Here is a 21,968-nt window from a genome sequence, read left to right as displayed (position 1 = left end):
GCTCAGGCGGCCAGCATTTCCTTCGCGTGCTTGCGCGTGGTCGCGGTGATCTCGATGCCGCCGAGCATGCGCGCGACTTCCTCGATGCGCCTGCTCCTGTCGAGCGACGTCACGGTGCTGACCGTGCCGCCCGTGTCGTCGGAAGACTTCGCGACCTGGAAGTGCTGATCGCCGCGCGCCGCGACTTGCGGCAAGTGCGTGACGCACAAGACCTGGCGTTCGCGCCCGAGCTGATGCAGCAAACGGCCGACCACTTCCGCGACGCCGCCGCCGATGCCCGTGTCCACTTCGTCGAAGATGAGCGTGGGCGTCGGGCTCGCAGTGCTCGCGATCACGGCGAGCGCGAGGCTGATGCGCGCGAGTTCGCCGCCCGATGCGACTTTCGCGAGCGGCCTCTTCGCCACGCCCGCATGACCCGCGACGCGGAATTCGATCTGCTCCAGCCCGTTCGCGCCGCCTTCGGCGAGCGGCACGAGCGCGACTTCGAAGCTCCCGCCCGCCATCGACAATTCCTGCATACCTTCCGTGACCGCTTTCGACAGGCTCTTCGCGGCCTTCGCGCGCGCCTTCGACAGCACTTTCGCCTGTTCGAGATAGGCGCTCTTGGCTTTTTCGGCAGCGGCGTTGAGTGCGTCGAGATCGGCGGCGGCGTCGAGATCGGCGAGCTGCTTGCGGCGCGCGTCGTGCTCCTCGGGCAGCGTTTCGGGCGGCAGGCGGAACTTGCGCGCCGTCGAATGCAACTGATCCATGCGCCTCTCGACCTGCGCGAGACGATCGGGATCGAGCTCCAGCCGCTGCGCGTAATGCGACAGCGAGTACGACGCTTCCTGCAACTGAATCTCCGCCGGTTCCAGCGACGCGAGCACGTCGTTGAGCGCCGGATCGATGTCGGCCAGACCGCGCACCTTCGAGATGATCGCGCCGAGCTGCGAGATCATCGCTTCATCGGATTCGGAGAGCGCGCCGAGCGCACCCTGTACGCCGTCGATGAGACTCGCCGAATGCGACAGCCGATGATGCTCCGCGCTCACTTCTTCCCATTCGCCCGGCTGCGGGGCGAGTTTGTCGAATTCGCTGAGTTGCCATGCGAGACGCTCGCGCTCCAGTTGCAGTTCGCGATCGCGGCTCTGCGCAGTCTCGACGGCCTGCTGCGCCTCACGCATCGCGCGCCACGCACGATTCACCGCGGCGGCGGGTTCGAGCAATTGCGCGTGCGCGTCGAAGAGTTCGCGTTGCGCGTCCGGCCGCATCAGCAACTGATGCGCGTGCTGTCCGTGAATGTCGACGAGCATTTCGCCTACTTCGCGCAATTGCGCGAGCGTCGCGGGCGTGCCGTTGATGAACGCGCGCGAGCGGCCGCCCGAATCGATGACCCGGCGCAGCATGACCGAATCGCAGTCTTGCGTCAGCGCATGTTCTTCGAGCCAGCGCGTCACTTGAGGATGCGTCGAGAATTCGGCGGTGATGTCCGCGCGGGCCTGACCGGTGCGCACGACGCTCGCGTCGCCGCGCGCGCCGAGTGTGAGGGCGAGGGCGTCGATCAGGATCGACTTGCCCGCGCCGGTTTCACCCGAAAAGACCGTGAAGCCTGGATCGAAATCGATATCCAGTGTGGCGACGATGACGAAATCTCGAATCGAAAGATGACGGAGCATGGACGCTTCGGGGAGGGGAAGTCGGGGAGTTCAGAGGGAAGAGGCGTCCTGCGACGGATGCTCGTTCCAGTGCAGCTTCTTGCGCAGCGTCGCGTACGTGCTGTAGCCGACCGGATGCAGCACCGGCACCGTATGCTTCGAGCGCCGCACTTCGATGGCGTCGTTCAGTTCGACGGCGGTGAAGGACTGCATGTCGAAGTTCACGTTCACATCGCGCCCGCCGATGATCTGAATGGTCACCTTCGAATCGTCGGCCAGCACGATCGGACGATTCGACAGCGAATGCGGCGCGATCGGCACGAGCACGAAGCCCTGCAACTGCGGATGCAGGATCGGCCCCGCGGACGACAGCGCGTACGCGGTCGAGCCGGTCGGCGTCGCGACGATCAGTCCGTCCGAGCGCTGGTTGTACATGAAATGGCCGTCGACGGACACGCGCAGCTCCGCCATGCCGGAGAAGCCGCTGCGGTTCACGACAACGTCGTTGAAGGCGAGCGCGTGGTAGATCGGCTTGTCGTTGCGCACGATGCGCGCTTCGAGCAGGCTGCGCTCTTCGCGCTCGAACTGGCCGGCGAGCATTTGCGGCACGATCTCGCGCATGGCCTTGAGCGGAATGTCCGTGATGAAGCCGAGCCGCCCGTGATTCACGCCGATGAGCGGCGTCTTGTACGGCGCGAGCTGCCGGCCGATGCCGAGCATCGTGCCGTCGCCGCCGAGCACGATCGCGACGTCGGCACGCGCGCCCATCTCGGCGATGGACAGCGCCGGAAAGTCCGTCACGCCGACTTCCTTCGCGGTGCCGGCCTCGAACACGACCTCGAAGCCCTGGCTCGCGAGGAGATCGGCGAGCGCTTTCATCGGCGACTCGATGCCTGGCGTGTTGGTGCGCCCCACGAGCGCGACGGTCTTGAATTGGCCAATTTCCATGCCGGCATTACACCATAGTCAGAGAGCGAAAAGAACCGTGGGCGATGGCCTCCGTGCGTGCTTGCGCAGGGCCGCGCGGTATCGCACGAGCGGGCCCGCCGTTTCTCGCTAGAATGGAGCGGACGTTGAACGCGGCGCACCCGGCGCGCCTCGCCGCCCTCCGACTCGTTGAGCTAGAATTTGCCCATGCTAGATCCACGTGCACAAACCCTCCTTAAAACGTTGATCGAGCGCTACATCGCCGAAGGTCAGCCGGTCGGTTCGCGCACGTTATCACGTCATTCCGGTCTGGAACTGAGCCCGGCGACGATCCGCAACGTCATGTCGGATCTCGAGGAGCTCGGCCTCGTCGCGAGCCCGCATACGTCGGCGGGCCGCATTCCCACGCCGCGCGGCTACCGGCTCTTCGTCGACACGATGCTGACTGTAGAAGGGCCCGAAGACGAAGCGATGACCACCGCGGTCAAGACCCGCCTGCAAGGCGAGGAACCGCAGAAGATCGTCGCGGCGGCGGCGAGCGTGCTGTCCAATCTGTCGTCGTTCGCGGGTGTCGTGCTCACGCCGCGCCGCAGCCACATGTTCAAGCAGATCGAGTTCATGCGGCTGTCGGACAAGCGCATCCTGCTCATCATCGTCACGCCCGAGGGCGACGTCCAGAACCGCATGATGGCGACGCAGCGCGACTACTCGCCCTCGCAACTCGTCGAGGCGTCGAATTACATCAACGCGCATTTCGCGGGCCTGTCCTTCGACGAGGTGCGCCGGCGCCTGCGCGAGGAAATCGACCAGTTGCGCGGCGACATGACCGTGCTCATGCAGGCGGCCGTGGTCGCGAGCACCGCCGAGACGGATCCTACGGACACCGTGCTCATTTCCGGCGAGCGCAACCTGCTCGAAGTGGCGGACCTTTCGTCCGACATGGCGCGGCTGCGCAAGCTTTTCGATTTGTTCGATCAAAAGACGAGCCTCCTGCAATTGCTGGATGTGTCGAGTCACGCTCAGGGCGTGCAGATATTCATCGGCGGAGAATCGAATCTCGTGCCGATCGAAGAGATGAGCGTCGTGACGGCGCCGTACGAAGTCAACGGAAAGATCGTCGGCACGCTCGGCGTGATCGGCCCGACGCGCATGGCGTACAACCGCGTCATTCCGATCGTGGACATCACCGCGCGTCTGCTGTCGATGTCGCTCAGTCATCAGTGACGCCATCTTGGCGCGGCACGCAAGACCGCGCCACTAGGCCGTTCGGCCAATGATGCGGCCGGAAACGCGCCGCTATAATGGTCTTCACCTTTCCCGACGACGATCTTCCGGCCCGCTTCCCCTATGCGTTTCGACCTCGAGTTGCCCTCGCAGCCCAGCGCTTCGCATCGCGTCGCGGTGCTGCTGATCAATCTCGGCACGCCGGACGCGCCCACGCCGCGAGCGGTGCGCACGTATCTTGCGCAATTCCTGTCCGATCCGCGCGTCGTCGAAATTCCGTCGCTCGTCTGGCAAATCATCCTGCGCGGCGCGATCCTGCCGTTCCGCTCGCGCGCGTCGGCGAAGAAATACGCGCAAGTGTGGATGCCGGAAGGCTCGCCGCTGCGCGTGCATACGGAAAAACAGGTCGACGGTTTGCGGCGGCTTTTCGCGGCGAACGACTATCACGTGATCGTCGACTATGCGATGCGCTACGGCACGCCGGGCATCGGCGCGATGCTCAATCAGCTCAAGCTCGAAGGCGCCGATCGCATCCTGCTTCTGCCGATGTATCCGCAGTATTCGTCGTCCACGACAGCCACCGCGTTCGACGACGCTTTCGCCGCCTTGAAGCGCGTGCGCAATCAGCCGGAAATCCGCACGATCCGCCATTACGCGGATCATCCGGCGTATATCGCCGCGCTCGCGGAGCAGGTGCGCGACTATTGGCGGCATCACGGCGCGCCGGACTTCGGCGCCGGCGACAAGCTCGTGCTGAGCTTTCACGGCGTGCCCAAGCGCACGATGGATCTCGGTGATCCCTATCACGACCAGTGCCAGTTGACCGGCTCGCTGCTGACGGCCGCGCTGGGCCTTACGCCGGTGGAATGCCGCGTGACGTTCCAGTCGCGCTTCGGTCGCGCGGAGTGGCTTCAGCCGTACACCGCACCGACGGTCGCGGAACTAGGCGCGGGCGGCGTCGCGCGCGTGGACGTGTTCTGTCCCGGCTTCACGGCCGATTGCCTGGAGACGATCGAGGAAATCGGCATCGAGGTCCGCGACGAATTCCTGAAGGCCGGCGGCAAGCATTTTCACCGCATCGCCTGCCTGAACTCGGCGCCGGCATGGATTAAGGCGCTGGGCGAAATCGCCGCGCAACATCTGCAGGGGTGGCCGGTGCAGACCGTGCATCCGCTCACGGCAGTGGCCTGAAAGCGGTTTTTGGAACGATTCACCGATGAACTACAACATTTCGACGGAACCCGGCGCGCGTTTGCGCATCGACAAATGGTTGTGGGCGGCGCGTTTCTTCAAGACGCGTTCGCTCGCGAGCGACGCGGTCGAGAAAGGCCGCGTGAAGATCGGCGGCGCGAACGTGAAGCCGTCGAAGGACGTGCGTGTCGGCGATATCGTCGAGATCGATATCGAGCGGCTCGTCTGGCAGGTCGAAGTGCTGGGCGTGTGCGACGTGCGCGGCCCGGCGACGGTCGCGCAGACGCTTTACGCCGAAACGGAGGAAGGGCGCACGAAGCGCATGGCCGAAGCCGAGCGCCGCAAGAACTTCCGCGAGCCCGCCGCCGGCTTGCAGGGCAGGCCGACGAAGCGCGACCGGCGCGTCATCGACAAATTTTCAGGTCCGGACTGAAGAAGCTTTCCATGGTCGCGTGGACGCCGCCGTACTCGGTGTTACGGTCGGTCACGGCGCCGGACATGCAGATGGTGGTCGTTCCCGCGACGAGTACCAGGGCGACCACCGCGATAGCAAAGGTCAGTTTCATGGTATCCCCGGAGAGCGGGTTGCCCGGTCAGTGTTCGACCGGGTCAGGAAACGGGCATGGGCTGAAAGCGGATTGAAGCATTCGTAGGATTAGGGTAAACGTGCTTCCTGCGATGCTTCTTCGAAGTGTAGGCGACTCAGGGCTTTCCCTCAATCTGAACTTTGCGTCGGCCAGCGTGGGTGCGGCGGAGTGTCCGTTACCGACCATTTCCGCGCCATCGCAGGCGGGCAAAAAGTCCGAAAAATTCGGCATGGAGGCTTGAAAAGGCCCTCGATGCCCCAATTTCCGCCGCTAGTGCGAAAAAACGCAACCGACGCGACCGACGTGCGCGAGCAGCGCTTTCGCATCCGACTCAACTCACAGCAATACACATTCAGCGACATGGAAAACACGCAAGAGAATTCAGCGAGCCAGAACCCGACGCCCGCCGACGATAACGCGCGCCAGGCCGCAGACACGACCAACGCCGCGGCTCAGCAGCCTCAGCCCGCGCCGGCAGACGCGGCCGCCGCGCCGCAGGCGGCGCCGAACGAGGCCGAGACGGCACTCGCCGCAGCGCAGGCCAAGATCACGGCGCTCCAGGAAGACTTCCTGCGCGCCAAGGCCGAGACGGAAAACGTGCGCCGCCGCAGCCAGGAAGACGTCGCGAAGGCGCATAAATTCGCCATCGAAAACTTCGCGGAGAATTTGCTGCCCGTGCTCGACAGCCTCGAAGCAGCGCTCGCCGACCAGTCGACGGATCTCGGCAAGGTGCGCGAGGGCGTCGAGCTGACGCTGCGCCAGTTGACCGGCGCACTGGAGAAAGGCCGCGTGATCCCGGTGAATCCGGTCGGCGAAAAATTCGATCCGCATCGCCACCAGGCCATTTCGATGGTGCCGGCCGAACAGGATCCGAATACCGTCGTCACGGTGCTGCAAAAGGGTTATGTCATCGCCGACCGCGTGCTGCGTCCGGCGCTCGTGACCGTCGCCGCGCCGAAGTAACGCGCACCTCGCGCCGTTCGGAGCCGCAGTGAAAGCCGCGCGCGAAAGATCGGCGCCAGCAAAGACCCAGCGTGGCCTGCCGCGCAAAAAAAGTTATAGACCGCATAGGTGGCAGGGTCTTGAAATCGAAACTGGCGCACTTATCTTGCGTACAGGTATGAATTTTGGGCGTTCGGCCCGGTAAATCGGCAAAAGCCGGCGCGGGGCACATACCCGCCCGCCGCAACGCCATGCGATCAAAGTTAGGAGAGTGATAAAAAATGGGCAAAATCATCGGCATCGACCTCGGCACCACGAACTCGTGCGTGGCGCTGATGGAAGGCAATCAGGTCAAGGTCATCGAGAACTCGGAAGGCGCGCGCACCACGCCGTCGATCATCGCGTACATGGATGACAACGAGATCCTCGTCGGCGCACCCGCCAAGCGCCAGTCGGTCACCAATCCGCGCAACACGCTGTACGCGGTCAAGCGCCTGATCGGCCGCCGTTTCGACGAAAAGGAAGTGCAGAAGGACATCGGCCTGATGCCCTACAAGATCGTCAAGCACGACAACGGCGACGCATGGGTCGAAGCGCACGGCTCGAAGCTCGCGCCTTCGCAGGTTTCCGCCGAAGTGCTGCGCAAGATGAAGAAGACCGCTGAAGATTACCTCGGCGAGCCGGTGACGGAAGCCGTCATCACGGTTCCGGCGTACTTCAACGACAGCCAGCGTCAGGCAACCAAGGACGCGGGCCGCATCGCCGGTCTGGAAGTGAAGCGGATCATCAACGAGCCGACGGCAGCCGCGCTGGCGTTCGGTCTCGACAAGGCCGAAAAGGGCGACCGCAAGATCGCGGTGTTCGACCTGGGCGGCGGCACGTTCGACATTTCCATCATCGAAATCGCGGACGTGGACGGCGAGATGCAGTTCGAAGTGCTGTCGACGAATGGCGACACGTTCCTCGGCGGTGAAGACTTCGACCAGCGCATCATCGATTACATCATCGGCGAGTTCAAGAAGGAGCAGGGCGTCGATCTGTCGAAGGACGTGCTCGCGCTGCAGCGCCTGAAGGAAGCCGCCGAAAAGGCGAAGATCGAACTGTCGTCGACGGCGCAGACCGACATCAATCTGCCGTACATCACGGCGGACGCGTCGGGTCCGAAGCACTTGAACCTCAAGTTCACCCGCGCCAAGCTCGAAGCGCTCGTCGAAGAGCTCATCGAACGCACGATCGAACCGTGCCGCATCGCGATCAAGGATGCGGGCGTGAAAGTCGGCGAAATCGACGACGTGATCCTCGTCGGCGGCATGACGCGCATGCCGAAGGTGCAGGAGAAGGTGAAGGAGTTCTTCGGCAAGGATCCGCGCCGTGACGTGAACCCGGACGAAGCCGTGGCCGTGGGCGCCGCGATTCAGGGCCAGGTTCTGTCGGGCGACCGCAAGGACGTGCTGCTGCTCGACGTCACCCCGCTTTCGCTCGGCATCGAGACGCTCGGCGGCGTGATGACGAAGATGATCAACAAGAACACCACGATCCCGACGAAGCACGCGCAAGTGTATTCGACGGCGGACGACAACCAGGGCGCCGTGACGATCAAGGTGTTCCAGGGCGAGCGTGAAATGGCCGCGGGCAACAAGCTGCTCGGCGAATTCAACCTCGAAGGCATTCCGCCCGCACCGCGCGGCACGCCGCAGATCGAAGTGACCTTCGACATCGACGCGAACGGCATTCTGCACGTCGGCGCGAAGGACAAGGCGACGGGCAAGGAAAACAAGATCACCATCAAGGCGAACTCGGGTCTGACCGACGCGGAAATCGACAAGATGGTGAAGGACGCCGAAGCCAACGCCGAGGAAGATCACAAGCTGCGTGAGCTGGCCGACGCGCGCAACCAGGGCGACGCGCTGGTTCACAGCACGAAGAAGGCCGTCGCCGAATACGGCGACAAGATCGACGCTTCGGAGAAGGAGAAGATCGAAGCCGCGCTGAAGGACCTCGAAGACGCGCTGAAGGACAACGCGAGCGACAAGGCCACGATCGAAGCGAAGGTCGAAGCGCTGGCGCAAGCCTCGCAGAAGATGGGCGAGAAGATGTACGCCGACATGCAGGCGCAGCAAGGTGCGGCAGGCGCGGCTGCGGGCGCGGCAGGCGCGGGCGCATCGGCGGAAGCGGGCGCGAGCCAGCAGCACGACGATGTCGTCGACGCCGACTTCAAGGAAGTGAAGAAGGACTAAGCCGGACGAGGCGCGTGGATGGCGACATCCACGCGCCTTTTCGGTGATGACCGGGACGCGCGACGCGTCTTACGTGTAACGCGCCTGGCGAGCTTCGCGGCTCTCCGGGCACGTTGTTTTTTGAGGCGTTTCGCTCGAACTCGCATTCGGGCGGGGCGCCGGAGTGTCAGGCGCGGATCATTCGAGCCGCAGCATTTGAGAGGAACCGTCGCGTGACGCGCGGCGGAATCGAACCGACATGGCGAAACGGGATTACTACGACATTCTGGGCGTCGCGAAAAACGCGAGCGACGACGAGATCAAGAAGGCGTATCGCAAGCTCGCGATGAAGTATCACCCTGACCGCAATCCGGACAACAAGAAGGCGGAAGAGAATTTCAAGGAGGCGAAGGAAGCCTACGAAATGCTCTCCGACCAGCAAAAGCGCGCCGCATACGATCAGTACGGTCACGCGGGTGTGGATCCGAACATGGCGGGCGCGGGTGCGCAAGGTTTCGGCGGTTTCGCCGATGCCTTCGGCGATATCTTCGGCGACATCTTCGGACAGGCGGCGGGCGGCGCGGCGCGCGGCGGTCGCGGCGGTCCGCAGGTGTATCGCGGCGCGGATTTGCGCTACAGCATGGAGATCACGCTCGAGCAGGCGGCGCACGGCTACGACACGCAGATCCGCGTGCCGAGCTGGACGAACTGCAACGTCTGTCACGGCTCGGGCGCGAAGCCCGGCACCAAGCCTGAAACCTGCCCGACCTGTCACGGCCAGGGCCAGGTGCGCATGTCGCAGGGCTTCTTCAGCATCCAGCAGACGTGCCCGAAGTGTCACGGCAGCGGCAGCTACATTCCCGAGCCGTGCGCGAACTGCCACGGCGCGGGCAAGGTGAAGGAAACGAAGACGCTGGAAGTGAAGATTCCGGCGGGCATCGACGACGGCATGCGCATCCGCTCGGCGGGCAATGGCGAGCCGGGCATCAACGGCGGTCCGAGCGGCGACCTGTATGTGGAGATCCACATCAAGCAGCATTCGGTGTTCGAGCGCGACGGCGACGACCTGCATTGCCAGATGCCGATTCAGTTCACCACGGCGGCGCTCGGCGGCGAGATCGAAGTGCCTACGCTTGCCGGCCGCGCCAGCTTCACGGTGCCAGAGGGCACGCAGTCGGGCAAGACGTTCCGTCTGCGCGGCAAGGGCATCAAGGGCTTGCGTTCGAGCATCGCCGGAGATTTGTACGTGCACGTGCAGGTGGAAACGCCGGTCAAGCTCACCGAACAGCAGCGCGATCTGCTGAAGCAGTTCGAGAAGTCGCTGGAGCAGGGCGGCGCGCGGCATAGTCCGCAAAGCAAGAGCTGGTTCGACCGCGTGAAGAGCTTCTTCGACTGATGCGGTTGAATGCGTCGTACGTCGTGCGGGCATGACGATGAAAACGGAAGAGCGCAGCGCGGTATTCGCGCTGCTCGACGATTGCGATGCGACCGCCGAAAGGCGGTCGAGTCGTTTGTACACGGACTTCGCGCACGAACGCGTGTGCGTGGACGGCCATGCGCTCGAAGCGGTGTGCGGCGATATCGAGTGCGATCTGCAAAGCGGGCTGCATGCGGTCATCGTGGCGGATTACGAGTTCGGACGCAATCTGCAGTTCGGGACAATCGGGCGCGGCGACGATCACGCGTTGCGCGTGTTGATGTTCCGCTCGTGCGCGTCGTTGTCGCGTGAAGAGGCGAGCGCATGGCTCGCGTCGCGCGATCTCGAAGACGTCGCGGGCATCGCGGGCATCGAATCGAGCGTTACGCGCGACGAGTTCGACCGCGCCATCGGCGCCGTTCAGGACGCGCTGAGAGAAGGCGAGTCGTATCAGATCAACTACACGTATCGGCTGAGCTTCGATGTGTTCGGCGTGCCGCTCGCGCTCTACCGGCGGTTGCGCGAACGGCAGGCCGTGCATTATGGCGCGTTCATCGCGTTGCCGGATGGCAGATCGGTCGTGTCGTGCTCGCCGGAATTGTTCGTCGAGAAAGAAGGCGATCTCCTGCGCGCGCGGCCGATGAAAGGCACCGCGCCGCGCGAGTCCGATCCCGAAGCGCTCCGCAACGACCCGAAGAACCGCGCCGAAAACGTGATGATCGTCGACTTGCTGCGCAACGACATGTCGCGCGTGGCGGCCACGGGTTCCGTCAACGTGCCGGCGCTGTTCTCGGTCGAGCCTTACGCGTCGGTGTGGCAGATGACCTCGACCATCGAAGCGCGCGTGATGCCCGGCACGTCGTTCGCGGGAATCGTGCGCGCGCTCTTTCCGTGCGGCTCGATCACCGGCGCGCCGAAGTACCGCACGATGCAGTTGATCGACGAGATCGAGAGCACGCCGCGCGGTCTCTATACGGGTGCGATCGGCTGGCTCGATGCGAGCGGCGACTTCTGCATGTCGGTGGCGATACGTACGCTCGTCGTCGATGCATCGACGACGCGTGGCGTGCTCGGCATCGGCGCGGGCATCGTGCTCGACAGCGTCGCCGCCAACGAATATGAGGAGTGTCTGTTGAAAGCACGCTTTCTGACCGGCGCGGACCCCGGCTTCGAACTTTTCGAGACTTGCTATGCGACGCGCGATGAAGGTGTTCGCCACTACGCGCGTCATGTCGCGCGGCTGAGGAGCAGCGCGGCGTATCTGGGTTTTGCCTTCGACGAGCGCGCGCTGACGACGCAGGTCGAAGCGCAGTGTGCGGCGTTCGACGCGGGCAAGCCGTATCGACTGAGAATCGCGCTGAACAAGGACGGACGCATCGCGATCACGAGTGCGCCGCTCGGCGCGTTGCCGTCGGATACCGTCGATGTGTTGCTGGCGTGGGAGCGTGGCTTCGCGCCGCAGTCATCCGTCGATCCGCTGCTTAGACGCAAAACCACGCGCCGCGCCGACTACGACCGCGCATGGAAAGCGGCCGAAGCCGAAGGCGCGTTCGACATGCTGTTCGTCAACGAACGCGGCGAGCTGACCGAAGGCGGGCGTTCGAGCGTCTTCGTGCGGATCGACGGCACATGGTTCACGCCGCCGATCGACGCCGGCGTGCTGCCGGGCGTGATGCGCGCGGTGCTTATCGATGAACTCGGCGCGCAAGAGCGCACGCTGACGCCCGACGATTTATCGAAAGCTCAAGACCTGCTCATCAGCAACGCACTGCGCGGCGGCGTGAAGGCGCGTCTCAGGCGCTGACCAGAATCACCACTCGGCCACGCTGCCATCCGCGTGACGCCACACCGGATTGCGCCAGCGGTGGCCCACCTTCGCCATCTCGCGCACCTTGTCTTCATTCACCTCGATGCCCAGGCCCGGCCCCTGCGGAATCGACACCATGCCGTCTTCATACTTGAAGACCTCGGGATTCCTGATGTAATCGAGCAGGTCATTGCCCTTGTTGTAGTGAATCCCGAGGCTTTGCTCCTGGATGAACGCGTTGTAGCTCACCGCATCGATCTGCAGGCAGGTCGCGAGCGCGATCGGACCGAGCGGGCAATGTAGCGCGAGCGCGACATCGTAGGCTTCGGCCATCGTCGCAATCTTGCGGCATTCCGTGAGACCGCCCGCGTGCGACGCGTCCGGCTGAATGATATCGACGTAACCGCTCGCCAGAATGTGCTTGAAATCCCAGCGCGAATAGAGACGCTCGCCGAGCGCGATCGGCGTGCTCGTCTGGTTGACGATATCGCGCAGCGCCTCGACGTTCTCCGACAGCACCGGCTCTTCGATGAACATCAGCTTGAACGGATCGAGTTCCTTCGCGAGCACTTTGGCCATCGGCTTATGCACGCGCCCATGAAAGTCCACGCCGATGCCCACGTTCGGCCCGACCGCCTCGCGCACCGCGCGCACGTTGTCGATCACGCCTTGGACCTTGTCGAACGTATCGATGATCTGCAGTTCTTCCGAGCCGTTCATCTTCACGGCCTTGAAGCCGCGTTCGACCACGGCGCGCGCATTGTTCGCGACATCGCTCGGCCGGTCGCCGCCGATCCACGAGTACACCTTGATCTTGTCGCGCACCTGGCCGCCGAGCAGCGCGTGGACCGGCACGCTGTGATGCTTGCCGAGAATGTCCCACAACGCCTGATCGACGCCCGCGATCGCGCTCATGCCGATAGGACCGCCGCGATAGAAACCAGCGCGATACATCACCTGCCACAGGTCTTCGATATGACGCGGGTCTTTGCCGATCAGATAGTCGGCGAGTTCATCGACGGCGGCGGCCACCGTATGCGCACGGCCTTCGACGACCGGCTCGCCCCAGCCCGTGATGCCTTCGTCGGTTTCGATCTTGAGGAAGCACCAGCGCGGCGGAACGACGAAGGTCTCGAGTTTCGTGATTTTCATTGAGCGTCTCCTTGAAGGGTTTTACATGGTAGCAAAAACGGTCTCTTAGGCATATTAATAGTATTATTCGACACATTCTGGACTTTCGAAACATCAGGCGAATACCGGATAATCCTGCGAAACCTAGAAGGAGAGCATCATTCACCGGGATCTGCATGGCCATGTGGCGCATGAATTGGGCACGGCGATTCTGCGAGGCGACTTCCCGCCTGGCCTGTCGTTGCCGCGCGAAGCGGAACTGATGGAGCGCTTCCGCGTGAGCCGCACGGTGTTGCGCGAGGCATTGCGCACGCTGACATCGAAAGGGCTGATCGAGTCGCGTCCGAAGGTCGGCACGCGCGTGCGCGCGAAAGATGCGTGGAATCTGCTCGACGCCGACATGCTCGACTGGTACTCGCGCGTCGCTCCGCCGCTGCAATTCGCGCTGAAGCTTCAGGAAATGCGCGAGATGATCGAGCCGTACGCCGCGGCGCTCGCCGCCGGTAATCACGAGGAGCGCACCCGCGAGCGGCTCACACGCGCGCATCAGTCGATGGCGGACGCGCAGAACGTCGATGAATGGGTGCGCGCCGACCTCGACTTCCATCTGTGCGTGCTCGCCGCGTGCAGCAATGAATTGCTCATCCCTCTCGGCGCGCTGATCGAGCGCACGCTCGAAGGCCAGTTGCGCCTGAACGCGAAGCGCGCGGATGTGTACAACGCGTCGCTTGCGGAACACACCGCCGTGTTCGAGGCGATCATCGCGCGCGATGCCAGCGCGGCGCGGCGCGCGATGGCCGATCTGCTCGGCGTGACGCGCGGAAGGATCGAAGGCTAGAGCGGAAAGCTAGAGCGCGTTCAACGGAATCTTCAGATACGTCGTGCCGTTGCCGGACGCTTCGGGAAAGTGGCCCGCGCGTATGTTCACCTGAATCGCGGGCAGGATGAGCGTCGGCATCCCGAGGGTCGCGTCGCGCGCTTCGCGCATCGCGACGAACTCGTCTTCCGTCTTGCCGCCGCCGACGTGAATGTTGTTCTCGCGCTGCTCGCGCACGGTGGTTTGCCATTGCGGGTCGCGCGTGGCGGGCGGGTAGTCGTGACAGACGAACAGCCGCGTATCGGGGTCGAGTGCGAGCAGGCGCTGAATCGAGCGATACAGCCTGCGCGCGCTGCCGCCCGGAAAGTCGCAGCGTGCGGTGCCGACATCCGGCATGAAAAGCGTATCGCCGACGAACACCGCATCGCCGATCCGGTACGCCATGTCGGCGGGCGTGTGGCCCGGCACGAAGAGCGCGTACGCTTCGATATCGCCGATCATGAAGCGCTCGCCGTCGGAAAAGAGATGATCGAACTGCGAGCCGTCGAGCTGAAACTCGGGCTCGAGATCGAAGATCTTCTTGAACACACCTTGCACCGTGCGTATCGATTCGCCAATGCCGATCTTCCCGCCGAGCATGCGCTTCAGATACGGCGCCGCCGAAAGATGATCGGCGTGCGCGTGCGTCTCCAGAATCCATTCCACTACGAGCCCTTGCTCGCGCACGAACGCGATGACGGCATCGGCGGAGCGCGTCGACGTGCGCGCGGCGTGCGGATCGTAGTCGAGAACCGGATCGACGATGGCCGCCGGCGAGCCGGCCTTCTCGTACACGACATACGTCATCGTGCCGGTGTTGAGATCAAAGAAGGGCTGAATGATGGGTTGCACGATGATTCCCCCGGCTTGCGCTCGACGCTGCTCTCGTCGTCCGGACCATTTGGGCGAGTTCGGCAGTTTATCGATACAGTGTAACCCTTTGTGCCGGGGCGGCTGCGCGCCGGCGCTCATCCCACAAAACCAGAGGTTTCGAATGCCGCACGTCCCGACTTCGCTAGCGTCGTCGTGGGGCGCGTGGGCCGTCTTCGTCAGCGTCCTCGCGACGCAACTCGGCGTGCCGGTCCCCGCCGCGCCGATGCTGATTCTCGCCGGCACGCTCATCGCCGCCGGCAATGCGCCCTTCTGGCAGATGCTCGCGGCGGCGGTGCTCGCCGTGCTGATCGCGGATTCGCTCTGGTTCGCCGCAGGCCGTCTGTACGGCCGGCGCTTTCTCAACTCGCTCGTGCGCTTCTCGCTGTCGATCGATTCGACGCTGCGCACCGCGCGCCGCTGGTTCGAACGGTTCGGCGTGCCGCTGCTCGCGCTGTCGAAGTTCGTGCCGGGGCTCGGGCTCGTGTCGGCGCCGTTGCTCGGCACGACGCAGATCGAAGTGCGCGTATTCATCCTGTGGGATCTGATCGGCGCGACGGCGTGGGCGAGCTTCTGGATGCTGGGCGGCGCTGCATTGCAGGAGCAGATCGGGCGGCTCGTCTCGCTCGTGCGCGCGAACGGCACGACGATGATCGATATTCTCGTGATCATCGCGCTCGGCTTCATGCTGTATCGATGGGTCCGGCGCGTGCAGTTCCGCCAGTGGCTGCAGCAATATCACATCACGCCCGACCAGCTCGACGCGATGATGCGTTCCGCGACGCCACCCGTCGTCTACGACGCGAGGCCAGCCGAGATTCGCCGTCGCGAGCCGTATCGCATCGCGGGCGCGATTTCGCTCGATCTCGATTCACCCGATCGCGTCGATCAGTTGTATGCGGAACACGAGGTCGTCGTGTACTGCGTGTGTCCGAACGAAGCGACGGCGAAGATCATCGCGCGGCAGTTGCGCGCGAAGGGCTTCCATCATGTGCGGCCGCTGAAGGGCGGGCTCGATGCGTGGGAGAAGCACGGCTATCCGGTCGAACCGATTCCGCCCGAGCATCAGCGCGTTGCCGTCGATCACGACGACATCGATCACGACATGATCACGATTCGCGCGACGGCGCCTGAATGAGCTAGGTCCGTCGTGCCGGCCGGTTCACGAGCGCGATGCCCGCGAGCACCATTGCCGCGGCAACCATGAAACGCGCGGTGAAGTGTTCGCCGAGCAGCAACACGCCGAAGGTGACGCCGAAGATCGGCGTGAGAAACGAAAACACGGAAAGCCGCGACGCCATATAGCGCGTGAGCAGCCAGAACCACGTCAGATAGCTGATGAACGCGACGACGATAGCCTGATACGCGAGACTCGCGATCGCGATCGGCGACACGGCTTCGACGTGCGTCTGCCCGATGCCCGCGGCCAGCAAGAGCAGCAATACCGCCGATACCGCCAGTTGATAGAACAGCGTCTTGCTCGCGCTCGCATGCGCAAGCGACGACGCGCGCACGACGACCGTCGTCGCGGCCCAGAAGATGCCGGCGAGAATCCCAAGCGCATCGCCTGCGATGCCGTGCAGCGTCGATGCGCTGTTCGGATTGCCGTGCAGAAAGCCATCCGCGAACGCGAGTGCGATACCGCAGAACGCGAGCACGATGCCGCTCCACTGCGCGCGCGTCAGCCGCTCGCCCGCGACGAACCAGTGCAGGCCGAGCGCGGTGAAGCAAGGCGCGGTGTAGAGGAACACGGCCATGCGCGTCGCAGTAGTGAGGCTCAGGCCGAAGAAAATGCAGACGAACTCGCCGCCGAACAGCAGACCCGCGAGCAGGCCGGCGGGCAGGGTGTCGTCGCGCTGAAAGAGCGGCACACCGCGCGAGCGCGTCCAGATCCAGACGAGGAACGTCGCGATCAGCGAGCGGATGCCTGCCTGCAGCATCGGCGGAATCGAAGCATTCGCTTCCTTGATCGCGACTTGCTGGAATCCCCACGCGCCGCACAGCGCGATCATCACGATGACGGCGGTGGCGTCGGGGGCGCGGCGCAGGGCGAGGGAGGGCGTGCTCATCGGCGGGCTCGGTCAGGCGTGCACTGATTTGGAGCGTCGATTGTGCCAGCGAACGGGCGTCGATGAGCGAAAGGTCGGGACGCGCCCGTGGAGATTACGCGCCGCGACGAGCGCGCGGCACGCGATGTGACGCGTACTTTACGAGTGCTTTTCGATCAGCTCGACCTTGTAGCCGTCCGGATCTTCGACGAACGCGATCACGGTCGTGCCGCCCTTCACCGGACCGGCTTCGCGCGTGACCTTGCCGCCCGCCTGACGAATGCGCTCGCACGCATCGGCGGCGTCGTCGACTTCGAGCGCGATATGGCCGTAGGCGCTGCCGAGGTCGTACTTGTCGGTGCCCCAGTTGTAGGTCAGCTCGAGCACGCTGTTCTCGCTTTCCGGGCCGTAGCCGACGAACGCGAGCGTGTACTTGTACTCGGGGTTTTCGCTTTGACGCAGCACTTTCATGCCGAGAATGCGCGTGTAGAAATCGATGGAACGCTGCAGGTCGCCGACGCGCAGCATCGTGTGGAGGAGTCGCATGGTGGAGTTCCTGTTTAGGGAAATGCGGGGGACAGGAAGGAAATTGTACCGTCGGCGCTTTTCATGCGCTGATGAGCGATCAAAGCGCCGGCAGCAGATCCGGCGGATGATGCTTGAGCGTATGCCGCGCCTCGCGGAACTCCGGGAAGATCGATTCGACCGTCTGCCAGAAGCGCGGGCTGTGATTCATCTCGCGCAGATGCGCGAGCTCGTGCGCGACCACGTAATCGATGATCGACATCGGAAAATGAATGAGCCGCCAGTTCAGGCGGATCTTGCCGTCGCTGGAACAACTGCCCCAGCGCGTCGCCGCCGACGACAGCGCGTACGCGCGATACTCGACGCCGAGCTTCGCCGCGTACACCGCGAGCCGCTCGCCGAAGATGCGCTTCGCTTCCGATTGCAGCCAGCCTTGCACGCGATCCTTGATCTGCTGCGCATCCACGAGCGCGGGCAGCGCGAGCGAGAGCACGTTGGTTTGGTCATCGAAAGAAAGTGCGCTTGCCGAAGAGCCGAGCGACACGCTGATCGTCTTGCCGAGATACGGAAACTGCGCGCCGTCCTTCCAGACGATGCGCGGCAGCGCGCGCTGCTCGACGCGCGTCTGCCATTCGGTGAGCTTCTTGACGATCCAGTTCTGCTTGTCGAGGATCGCGCTTTCGATGTCCGCGATCGTCACCCAGCGCGGCGCGGTGATCGCGAGCCCGGTGCCGTCGATGCAAAATCCGATCGTGCGTCGCGACGAGCGCCTGAGCCGGTATTCGAGCGCGCCCGCCTTGAGCGCGATGCGGCGCAGGCGCACGCCATCGGGCAGCGGTGCAGCGGGTGCATGCGGCGTCGGAGGTGTGAGAACGGGAACGGGATCGGCGTTCGGCACGTCGCCACGCAGCGGAGCCGGACCGCTCGCGGGCGGTGCGCCGGAATAGGCCGGCGCATGCTCGAACGGCAGATCGAGTTGCAGGGTATCGAGCGCGACGGCGGGGCGCTGTCGCGAAGGGGCTTTCTGCATCGGCTCGGCTTTGCGCTCACGGCGCAGAAATGACGAGAAGAATGAGTAAGGCACGCCGCGGCTCGATATGAAAACGTGAGCCGCTTCAGCGGCCCGCGCCCGCGGCGCCGGCTTCACCCGGCTGCGCGTTCGGCGCGAGGTAAGCGTGCGGATCGATGCGGCGCATTTCCGTCTCGATCCAGCTTTCGACGCGCGCGTTCACTTCCTCGGGTGTGAGGCCGGCCGTATCGATCGGCTTGCCAATCGATACCGTGACTATACCCGGATACTTGATGAAGGAATTGCGTGGCCACACGTGTCCGGCATTGTGCGCGATCGGCACGACCGGCGCGCCGGTCGCCACCGCGAAGCGCGCGCCGCCCGTCTTGTACTTGCCCTGGCTGCCCACACGCGTGCGCGTGCCTTCGGGAAACATGATGACCCACGCGCCTTCGTCCATTCGCGCGCGCCCCTGACGCGTGACCGACACGAACGCGTCGCGGCCCTGCTTGCGGTCGATATGCACCATCTTCAGGAGTCCGAGCGCCCAGCCGAAGAACGGCACATAGAGCAGTTCGCGCTTGAACACGTAGCAGAGCGGACGCGGCATCAGCGCGGGGAACGCGAGCGTTTCCCATGCGGACTGATGCTTCGATAGCAGCACGGCCGGACCGTTCGGCAGGTTCTCCATGCCTTCGATCGTGTAGCGGATGCCGATCAGATACCGCAGCACGACGATCGTCGATTTGCACCAGCCCGCCGCCATCCAGTAGCGCTTGTCGGCGCGCATGAACGGAAACGCAATGAAGCACGCGATTGCGTACGGCGCCGTGTACACGACGAAGTACAGCATCAATAGCAAGGAACGGATGAAGCGCATGGATGAAGCCAGGGTCAGTCTTGGTGACGCATGAGAAAGTGCAGCGCAAACGCGCGCAGATCTTTGTGAACGACAGTGCCTTCGGGCAACTGACCTTCTTCGAGCGTCTTCTCGCCTTTACCGGTGAGCACGAGATGCACAGGAAAACCGAGCGCCCCGCCGGCCTGTAGATCGCGCAGCGAATCGCCGACGACGGGCGTGTCCTCCGGATCGATCTCGAAGCGGTCGATGATCTGCTGCAACATGCCGGGCCGCGGCTTTCTGCAATCGCACTGATCTTCGGCCGTATGCGGGCAGAAGAACACCGCGTCGATGCGCCCGCCGACGGCCGCAGCCGCGCGATTCATCTTCTGATGCATCGCGTTGAGCGCGGCCATGTCGAAGAGACCGCGCCCGATGCCCGACTGATTCGATGCGATCGCCACGCGGTAGCCCGCCTGATTCAGACGCGCGATCGCTTCGAGGCTGCCGGGAATGGCGACCCATTCGTCCGGCGACTTGATGAACGCATCGGAATCGACGTTGATGACGCCATCGCGATCGAGGATCACCAGTTTTCTGTTCATGACCATGAGCGGCGTTTCTTATGCAGCGAGCTTCGAAATGTCCGCGACGCAGTTCATCTGCTGATGCAGCGCGCTCAGCAACGCGAGACGATTGTTACGCAGCGCGGCGTCTTCGGCGTTGACCATCACGTCGTCGAAGAACGTATCGACGCTTTCACGCAACGCGGCGAGCGCGGTCAGCGCTTCCGTGTAGTTGCGCGCGGCGAGCTGGCTCTGCACGCGCGGCGCGACCGCTTCGATCTGCGCGTACAGATTCTTCTCCGCCGCTTCGACGAGCAGTTCCTTGTTCACCGCGGACGGCGCGCCCTGTTCCGACTTCTTCAGGATGTTCGAGATACGCTTGTTGGCCGCCGCGAGCGCCGCCGCTTCCGGCAGCGCGGCGAACTCGCGCACGGCGTCGAGACGCGCGACGATGTCATCGAGGAATTTTTCGTCCCACTTCTGAGGGCCTGCGGCAAGTACCGCGTCGATCTCGCCCACCGCATATCCCCGATCGCGCAAAATTCCATACAGACGGTCCAAGAAGAACAGCGCGATTGCTTCGATCGAGACATCAACTTTTTCCATTCCCGTGAACTGCTTCGCTGCCGCTACGAGGAGATCGCGAAGACGGATTCGGAGTCGATGTTCCAGCAGGATGCGCAAGACGCCCAACGCATGACGGCGCAACGCGAACGGGTCTTTTTCGCCGGTCGGCGCGAGACCGATGCCCCAGATGCCGACGATCGTTTCCAGCTTGTCCGCGAGCGCGACCGCCGCGCCGACGCCCGTCGACGGCGTTTCATCGCCCGAGAAGCGCGGCTGATAATGCTCCGAGCACGCGAGCGCGACTTCTTCCGGCTCGCCGTCGTGGCGCGCGTAGTACGTGCCCATCGTGCCTTGCAGCTCGGGGAACTCGCCGACCATGTCTGTCAGCAAATCTGCCTTCGCGAGACGCGCGGCGCGACGCGTCAACGCGGCATCGACGCCGACCATCGGCGCGATCTCGCCCGCGAGCGCTTCCAGACGCTCGACACGTTGCAGCGCGGAGCCGAGCTTGTTGTGATAGACGACGTTCGCGAGCAGCGGCACGCGATCTTCGAGACGCTTCTTCTTGTCCTGCGTGAAGAAGAACTTGGCATCGGCGAGACGCGGGCGCACGACGCGCTCGTTGCCTTCGACGATCTCGCCGGGCGTCTTCGTATCGATATTCGACACGATCAGAAAGCGCGAGCGCAGCTTGCCGTTCTGATCCGTGAGCGCGAAGTATTTCTGGTTCGTCTGCATCGTGAGGATCAGACACTCCTGAGGCACTTGCAGGAATTCGTCGTCGAAGCGGCATTCGTAGACGACCGGCCATTCGACGAGCGCGTTCACTTCGTCGAGCAGCGCTTCGGGCATCACGACGCGGTCTTCGCCTGCAAACGCCTGAAGCTGCGTGCGGATCGATTCGCGGCGATCGTCGAAATTGGCGACGACGTGCCCTTTGTGACGCAGCGTGTCGGCGTAGTCGTCGGCGCGGGCAATCGCGACGAAGCCTTCCGACATGAATCGATGACCGATGGTCGTATCGCCCGAATCGATACCGAGCGCGCTGACCGGCACGACGTTGCGACCGTGCATCGCGACCAGGCGCTGCACCGGACGCACGAACTGCACGCTGGTGCCGTCCGGACGCTGATACGTCATGACCTTCGGAATCGGCAGCTTGCCGAGGGTTTCGTCAAGCGCGGCTTGCAGGCCGTCGGCGAGCGTCGCGCCCGGCGCTGCGTAGCGCAGGAAGAACGCTTCGGCCTTGCCGTCCTGCGCGCGTTCGAGCTCGGACAGCGGAAAGTCGGGGAAGCCGAGAGCCGCGAGCTTCTTCGCGAGCGGCGGCGTCGGGTTGCCTTCTTTATCGAGCGCGACCGTGACCGGCAGCACTTTCTCGCGCACCTGCTTTTCCGGCGCGACATCGCGCACGTTCTTGATGAGCACGGCGAGGCGGCGCGGCGTCGCGTACTTTTCGAAATCGGGCGTGCCGTCGATCAGATCGCGGGCGGCGAGCCGCTCCACGATGCCATCGGCGAAAGCGGTGCCGAGACGCCCGAGCGCCTTCGGCGGCAGTTCTTCGGTGAGCAGCTCGACGAGGAGCGAAGCGTGATTGGATTGCGTCATTGTTC

At 64.0% G+C, this 21,968-nt stretch carries 20 protein-coding genes; 9 read left to right on the top strand and 11 right to left on the bottom strand.

Annotated features, from left to right (window positions below; genetic code table 11):
• Positions 1-2: 2 nt before the first annotated feature.
• The gene (recN, locus tag AWB74_RS17335; protein WP_061147965.1) at positions 3-1,655 is read right to left on the bottom strand and encodes a DNA repair protein RecN; all 1,653 of its coding nucleotides are present in this window, start codon (positions 1,653-1,655) and stop codon (positions 3-5) included.
• 30 nt (positions 1,656-1,685) lie between these two features.
• A complete protein-coding gene (locus AWB74_RS17330) occupies positions 1,686-2,582 on the bottom strand; it encodes an NAD kinase (protein ID WP_061123772.1) in 897 nt (298 codons plus the stop codon).
• Between the two features lie 186 nt (positions 2,583-2,768).
• On the opposite strand from AWB74_RS17330, the gene hrcA reads away from it, so the two are divergent.
• The 3 genes from hrcA (at position 2,769) to AWB74_RS17315 (ending at position 5,409) form a co-directional block, all read left to right on the top strand.
• A complete protein-coding gene (hrcA, locus tag AWB74_RS17325; protein ID WP_061147964.1) occupies positions 2,769-3,785 on the top strand; it encodes a heat-inducible transcriptional repressor HrcA in 1,017 nt (338 codons plus the stop codon).
• A gap of 123 nt (positions 3,786-3,908) precedes the next feature.
• The gene (gene hemH / locus AWB74_RS17320) at positions 3,909-4,976 is read left to right on the top strand and encodes a ferrochelatase (protein WP_061147963.1); all 1,068 of its coding nucleotides are present in this window, start codon (positions 3,909-3,911) and stop codon (positions 4,974-4,976) included.
• A gap of 25 nt (positions 4,977-5,001) precedes the next feature.
• Positions 5,002-5,409 (top strand): RNA-binding S4 domain-containing protein, encoded by a 408-nt coding sequence (locus AWB74_RS17315; RefSeq protein ID WP_061147962.1) that lies wholly within the window; start codon positions 5,002-5,004, stop codon positions 5,407-5,409.
• Here AWB74_RS17315 and AWB74_RS46945 read toward each other — a convergent pair.
• Positions 5,381-5,542 carry a hypothetical protein gene (locus AWB74_RS46945; protein WP_200821986.1) on the bottom strand — a complete coding sequence of 54 codons (162 nt, stop codon included), beginning with the start codon at positions 5,540-5,542 and terminating at the stop codon, positions 5,381-5,383. The two genes, AWB74_RS17315 and AWB74_RS46945, sit on opposite strands and share 29 nt — an antisense overlap.
• 381 nt (positions 5,543-5,923) lie before the next feature.
• On the opposite strand from AWB74_RS46945, the gene grpE reads away from it, so the two are divergent.
• The 4 genes from grpE to pabB all read left to right on the top strand — a co-directional run bounded on the left by grpE (position 5,924) and on the right by pabB (position 11,942).
• Positions 5,924-6,526 carry a nucleotide exchange factor GrpE gene (grpE, locus tag AWB74_RS17310; RefSeq protein ID WP_061148039.1) on the top strand — a complete coding sequence of 201 codons (603 nt, stop codon included), beginning with the start codon at positions 5,924-5,926 and terminating at the stop codon, positions 6,524-6,526.
• A 260-nt stretch (positions 6,527-6,786) separates the two neighbouring features.
• Positions 6,787-8,742: a molecular chaperone DnaK gene (gene dnaK / locus AWB74_RS17305; protein ID WP_061147960.1), complete on the top strand. Its 1,956-nt coding sequence runs from the start codon at positions 6,787-6,789 to the stop codon at positions 8,740-8,742.
• 238 nt (positions 8,743-8,980) lie between these two features.
• A complete protein-coding gene (gene dnaJ / locus AWB74_RS17300) occupies positions 8,981-10,117 on the top strand; it encodes a molecular chaperone DnaJ (RefSeq protein WP_061147959.1) in 1,137 nt (378 codons plus the stop codon).
• 37 nt (positions 10,118-10,154) lie between these two features.
• The gene (gene pabB, locus AWB74_RS17295) at positions 10,155-11,942 is read left to right on the top strand and encodes an aminodeoxychorismate synthase component I (RefSeq protein WP_061148038.1); all 1,788 of its coding nucleotides are present in this window, start codon (positions 10,155-10,157) and stop codon (positions 11,940-11,942) included.
• A gap of 6 nt (positions 11,943-11,948) precedes the next feature.
• On the opposite strand, the gene dgoD is transcribed toward pabB, so the two are convergent.
• On the bottom strand, positions 11,949-13,097 hold the full coding sequence (gene dgoD, locus AWB74_RS17290) for a galactonate dehydratase (protein ID WP_061147958.1): 1,149 nt from the start codon (positions 13,095-13,097) through the stop codon (positions 11,949-11,951).
• A 139-nt stretch (positions 13,098-13,236) separates the two neighbouring features.
• On the opposite strand from dgoD, the gene AWB74_RS17285 reads away from it, so the two are divergent.
• A complete protein-coding gene (locus tag AWB74_RS17285; RefSeq protein ID WP_087039069.1) occupies positions 13,237-13,914 on the top strand; it encodes a FadR/GntR family transcriptional regulator in 678 nt (225 codons plus the stop codon).
• A 9-nt stretch (positions 13,915-13,923) separates the two neighbouring features.
• Here the strand turns inward: AWB74_RS17285 and AWB74_RS17280 are convergent, their stop codons facing one another.
• Positions 13,924-14,784 (bottom strand): MBL fold metallo-hydrolase, encoded by an 861-nt coding sequence (locus AWB74_RS17280; RefSeq protein ID WP_061147956.1) that lies wholly within the window; start codon positions 14,782-14,784, stop codon positions 13,924-13,926.
• Between the two features lie 142 nt (positions 14,785-14,926).
• On the opposite strand from AWB74_RS17280, the gene AWB74_RS17275 reads away from it, so the two are divergent.
• Complete coding sequence (locus tag AWB74_RS17275; protein WP_061147955.1) at positions 14,927-15,940, top strand: DedA family protein/thiosulfate sulfurtransferase GlpE; 1,014 nt, start codon at positions 14,927-14,929, stop codon at positions 15,938-15,940.
• Position 15,941: 1 nt separating this feature from the next.
• On the opposite strand, the gene AWB74_RS17270 is transcribed toward AWB74_RS17275, so the two are convergent.
• From AWB74_RS17270 to glyS, 6 genes are all read right to left on the bottom strand, one after another.
• Positions 15,942-16,871, bottom strand: a complete 930-nt coding sequence (locus AWB74_RS17270) for a DMT family transporter (RefSeq protein ID WP_061147954.1) — start codon at positions 16,869-16,871, stop codon at positions 15,942-15,944.
• A gap of 138 nt (positions 16,872-17,009) precedes the next feature.
• Complete coding sequence (gene gloA, locus AWB74_RS17265) at positions 17,010-17,396, bottom strand: lactoylglutathione lyase (RefSeq protein ID WP_061147953.1); 387 nt, start codon at positions 17,394-17,396, stop codon at positions 17,010-17,012.
• A gap of 79 nt (positions 17,397-17,475) precedes the next feature.
• Positions 17,476-18,405, bottom strand: a complete 930-nt coding sequence (locus AWB74_RS17260) for a M48 family metallopeptidase (protein ID WP_061148037.1) — start codon at positions 18,403-18,405, stop codon at positions 17,476-17,478.
• A gap of 85 nt (positions 18,406-18,490) precedes the next feature.
• Positions 18,491-19,264, bottom strand: a complete 774-nt coding sequence (locus AWB74_RS17255; RefSeq protein ID WP_061147952.1) for a lysophospholipid acyltransferase family protein — start codon at positions 19,262-19,264, stop codon at positions 18,491-18,493.
• Between the two features lie 14 nt (positions 19,265-19,278).
• The gene (gene gmhB, locus AWB74_RS17250; RefSeq protein WP_061147951.1) at positions 19,279-19,836 is read right to left on the bottom strand and encodes a D-glycero-beta-D-manno-heptose 1,7-bisphosphate 7-phosphatase; all 558 of its coding nucleotides are present in this window, start codon (positions 19,834-19,836) and stop codon (positions 19,279-19,281) included.
• Between the two features lie 12 nt (positions 19,837-19,848).
• Entirely contained in the window at positions 19,849-21,963 is a 2,115-nt protein-coding gene (glyS, locus tag AWB74_RS17245; RefSeq protein WP_061147950.1) for a glycine--tRNA ligase subunit beta, read from the bottom strand.
• Positions 21,964-21,968: the final 5 nt, after the last annotated feature.

This window comes from Caballeronia arvi, from assembly GCF_001544695.2.
In the GTDB taxonomy this organism is placed as follows: Bacteria; Pseudomonadota; Gammaproteobacteria; order Burkholderiales; family Burkholderiaceae; genus Caballeronia; species Caballeronia arvi.
This window is presented reverse-complemented; position numbering and strand designations above follow the sequence as displayed.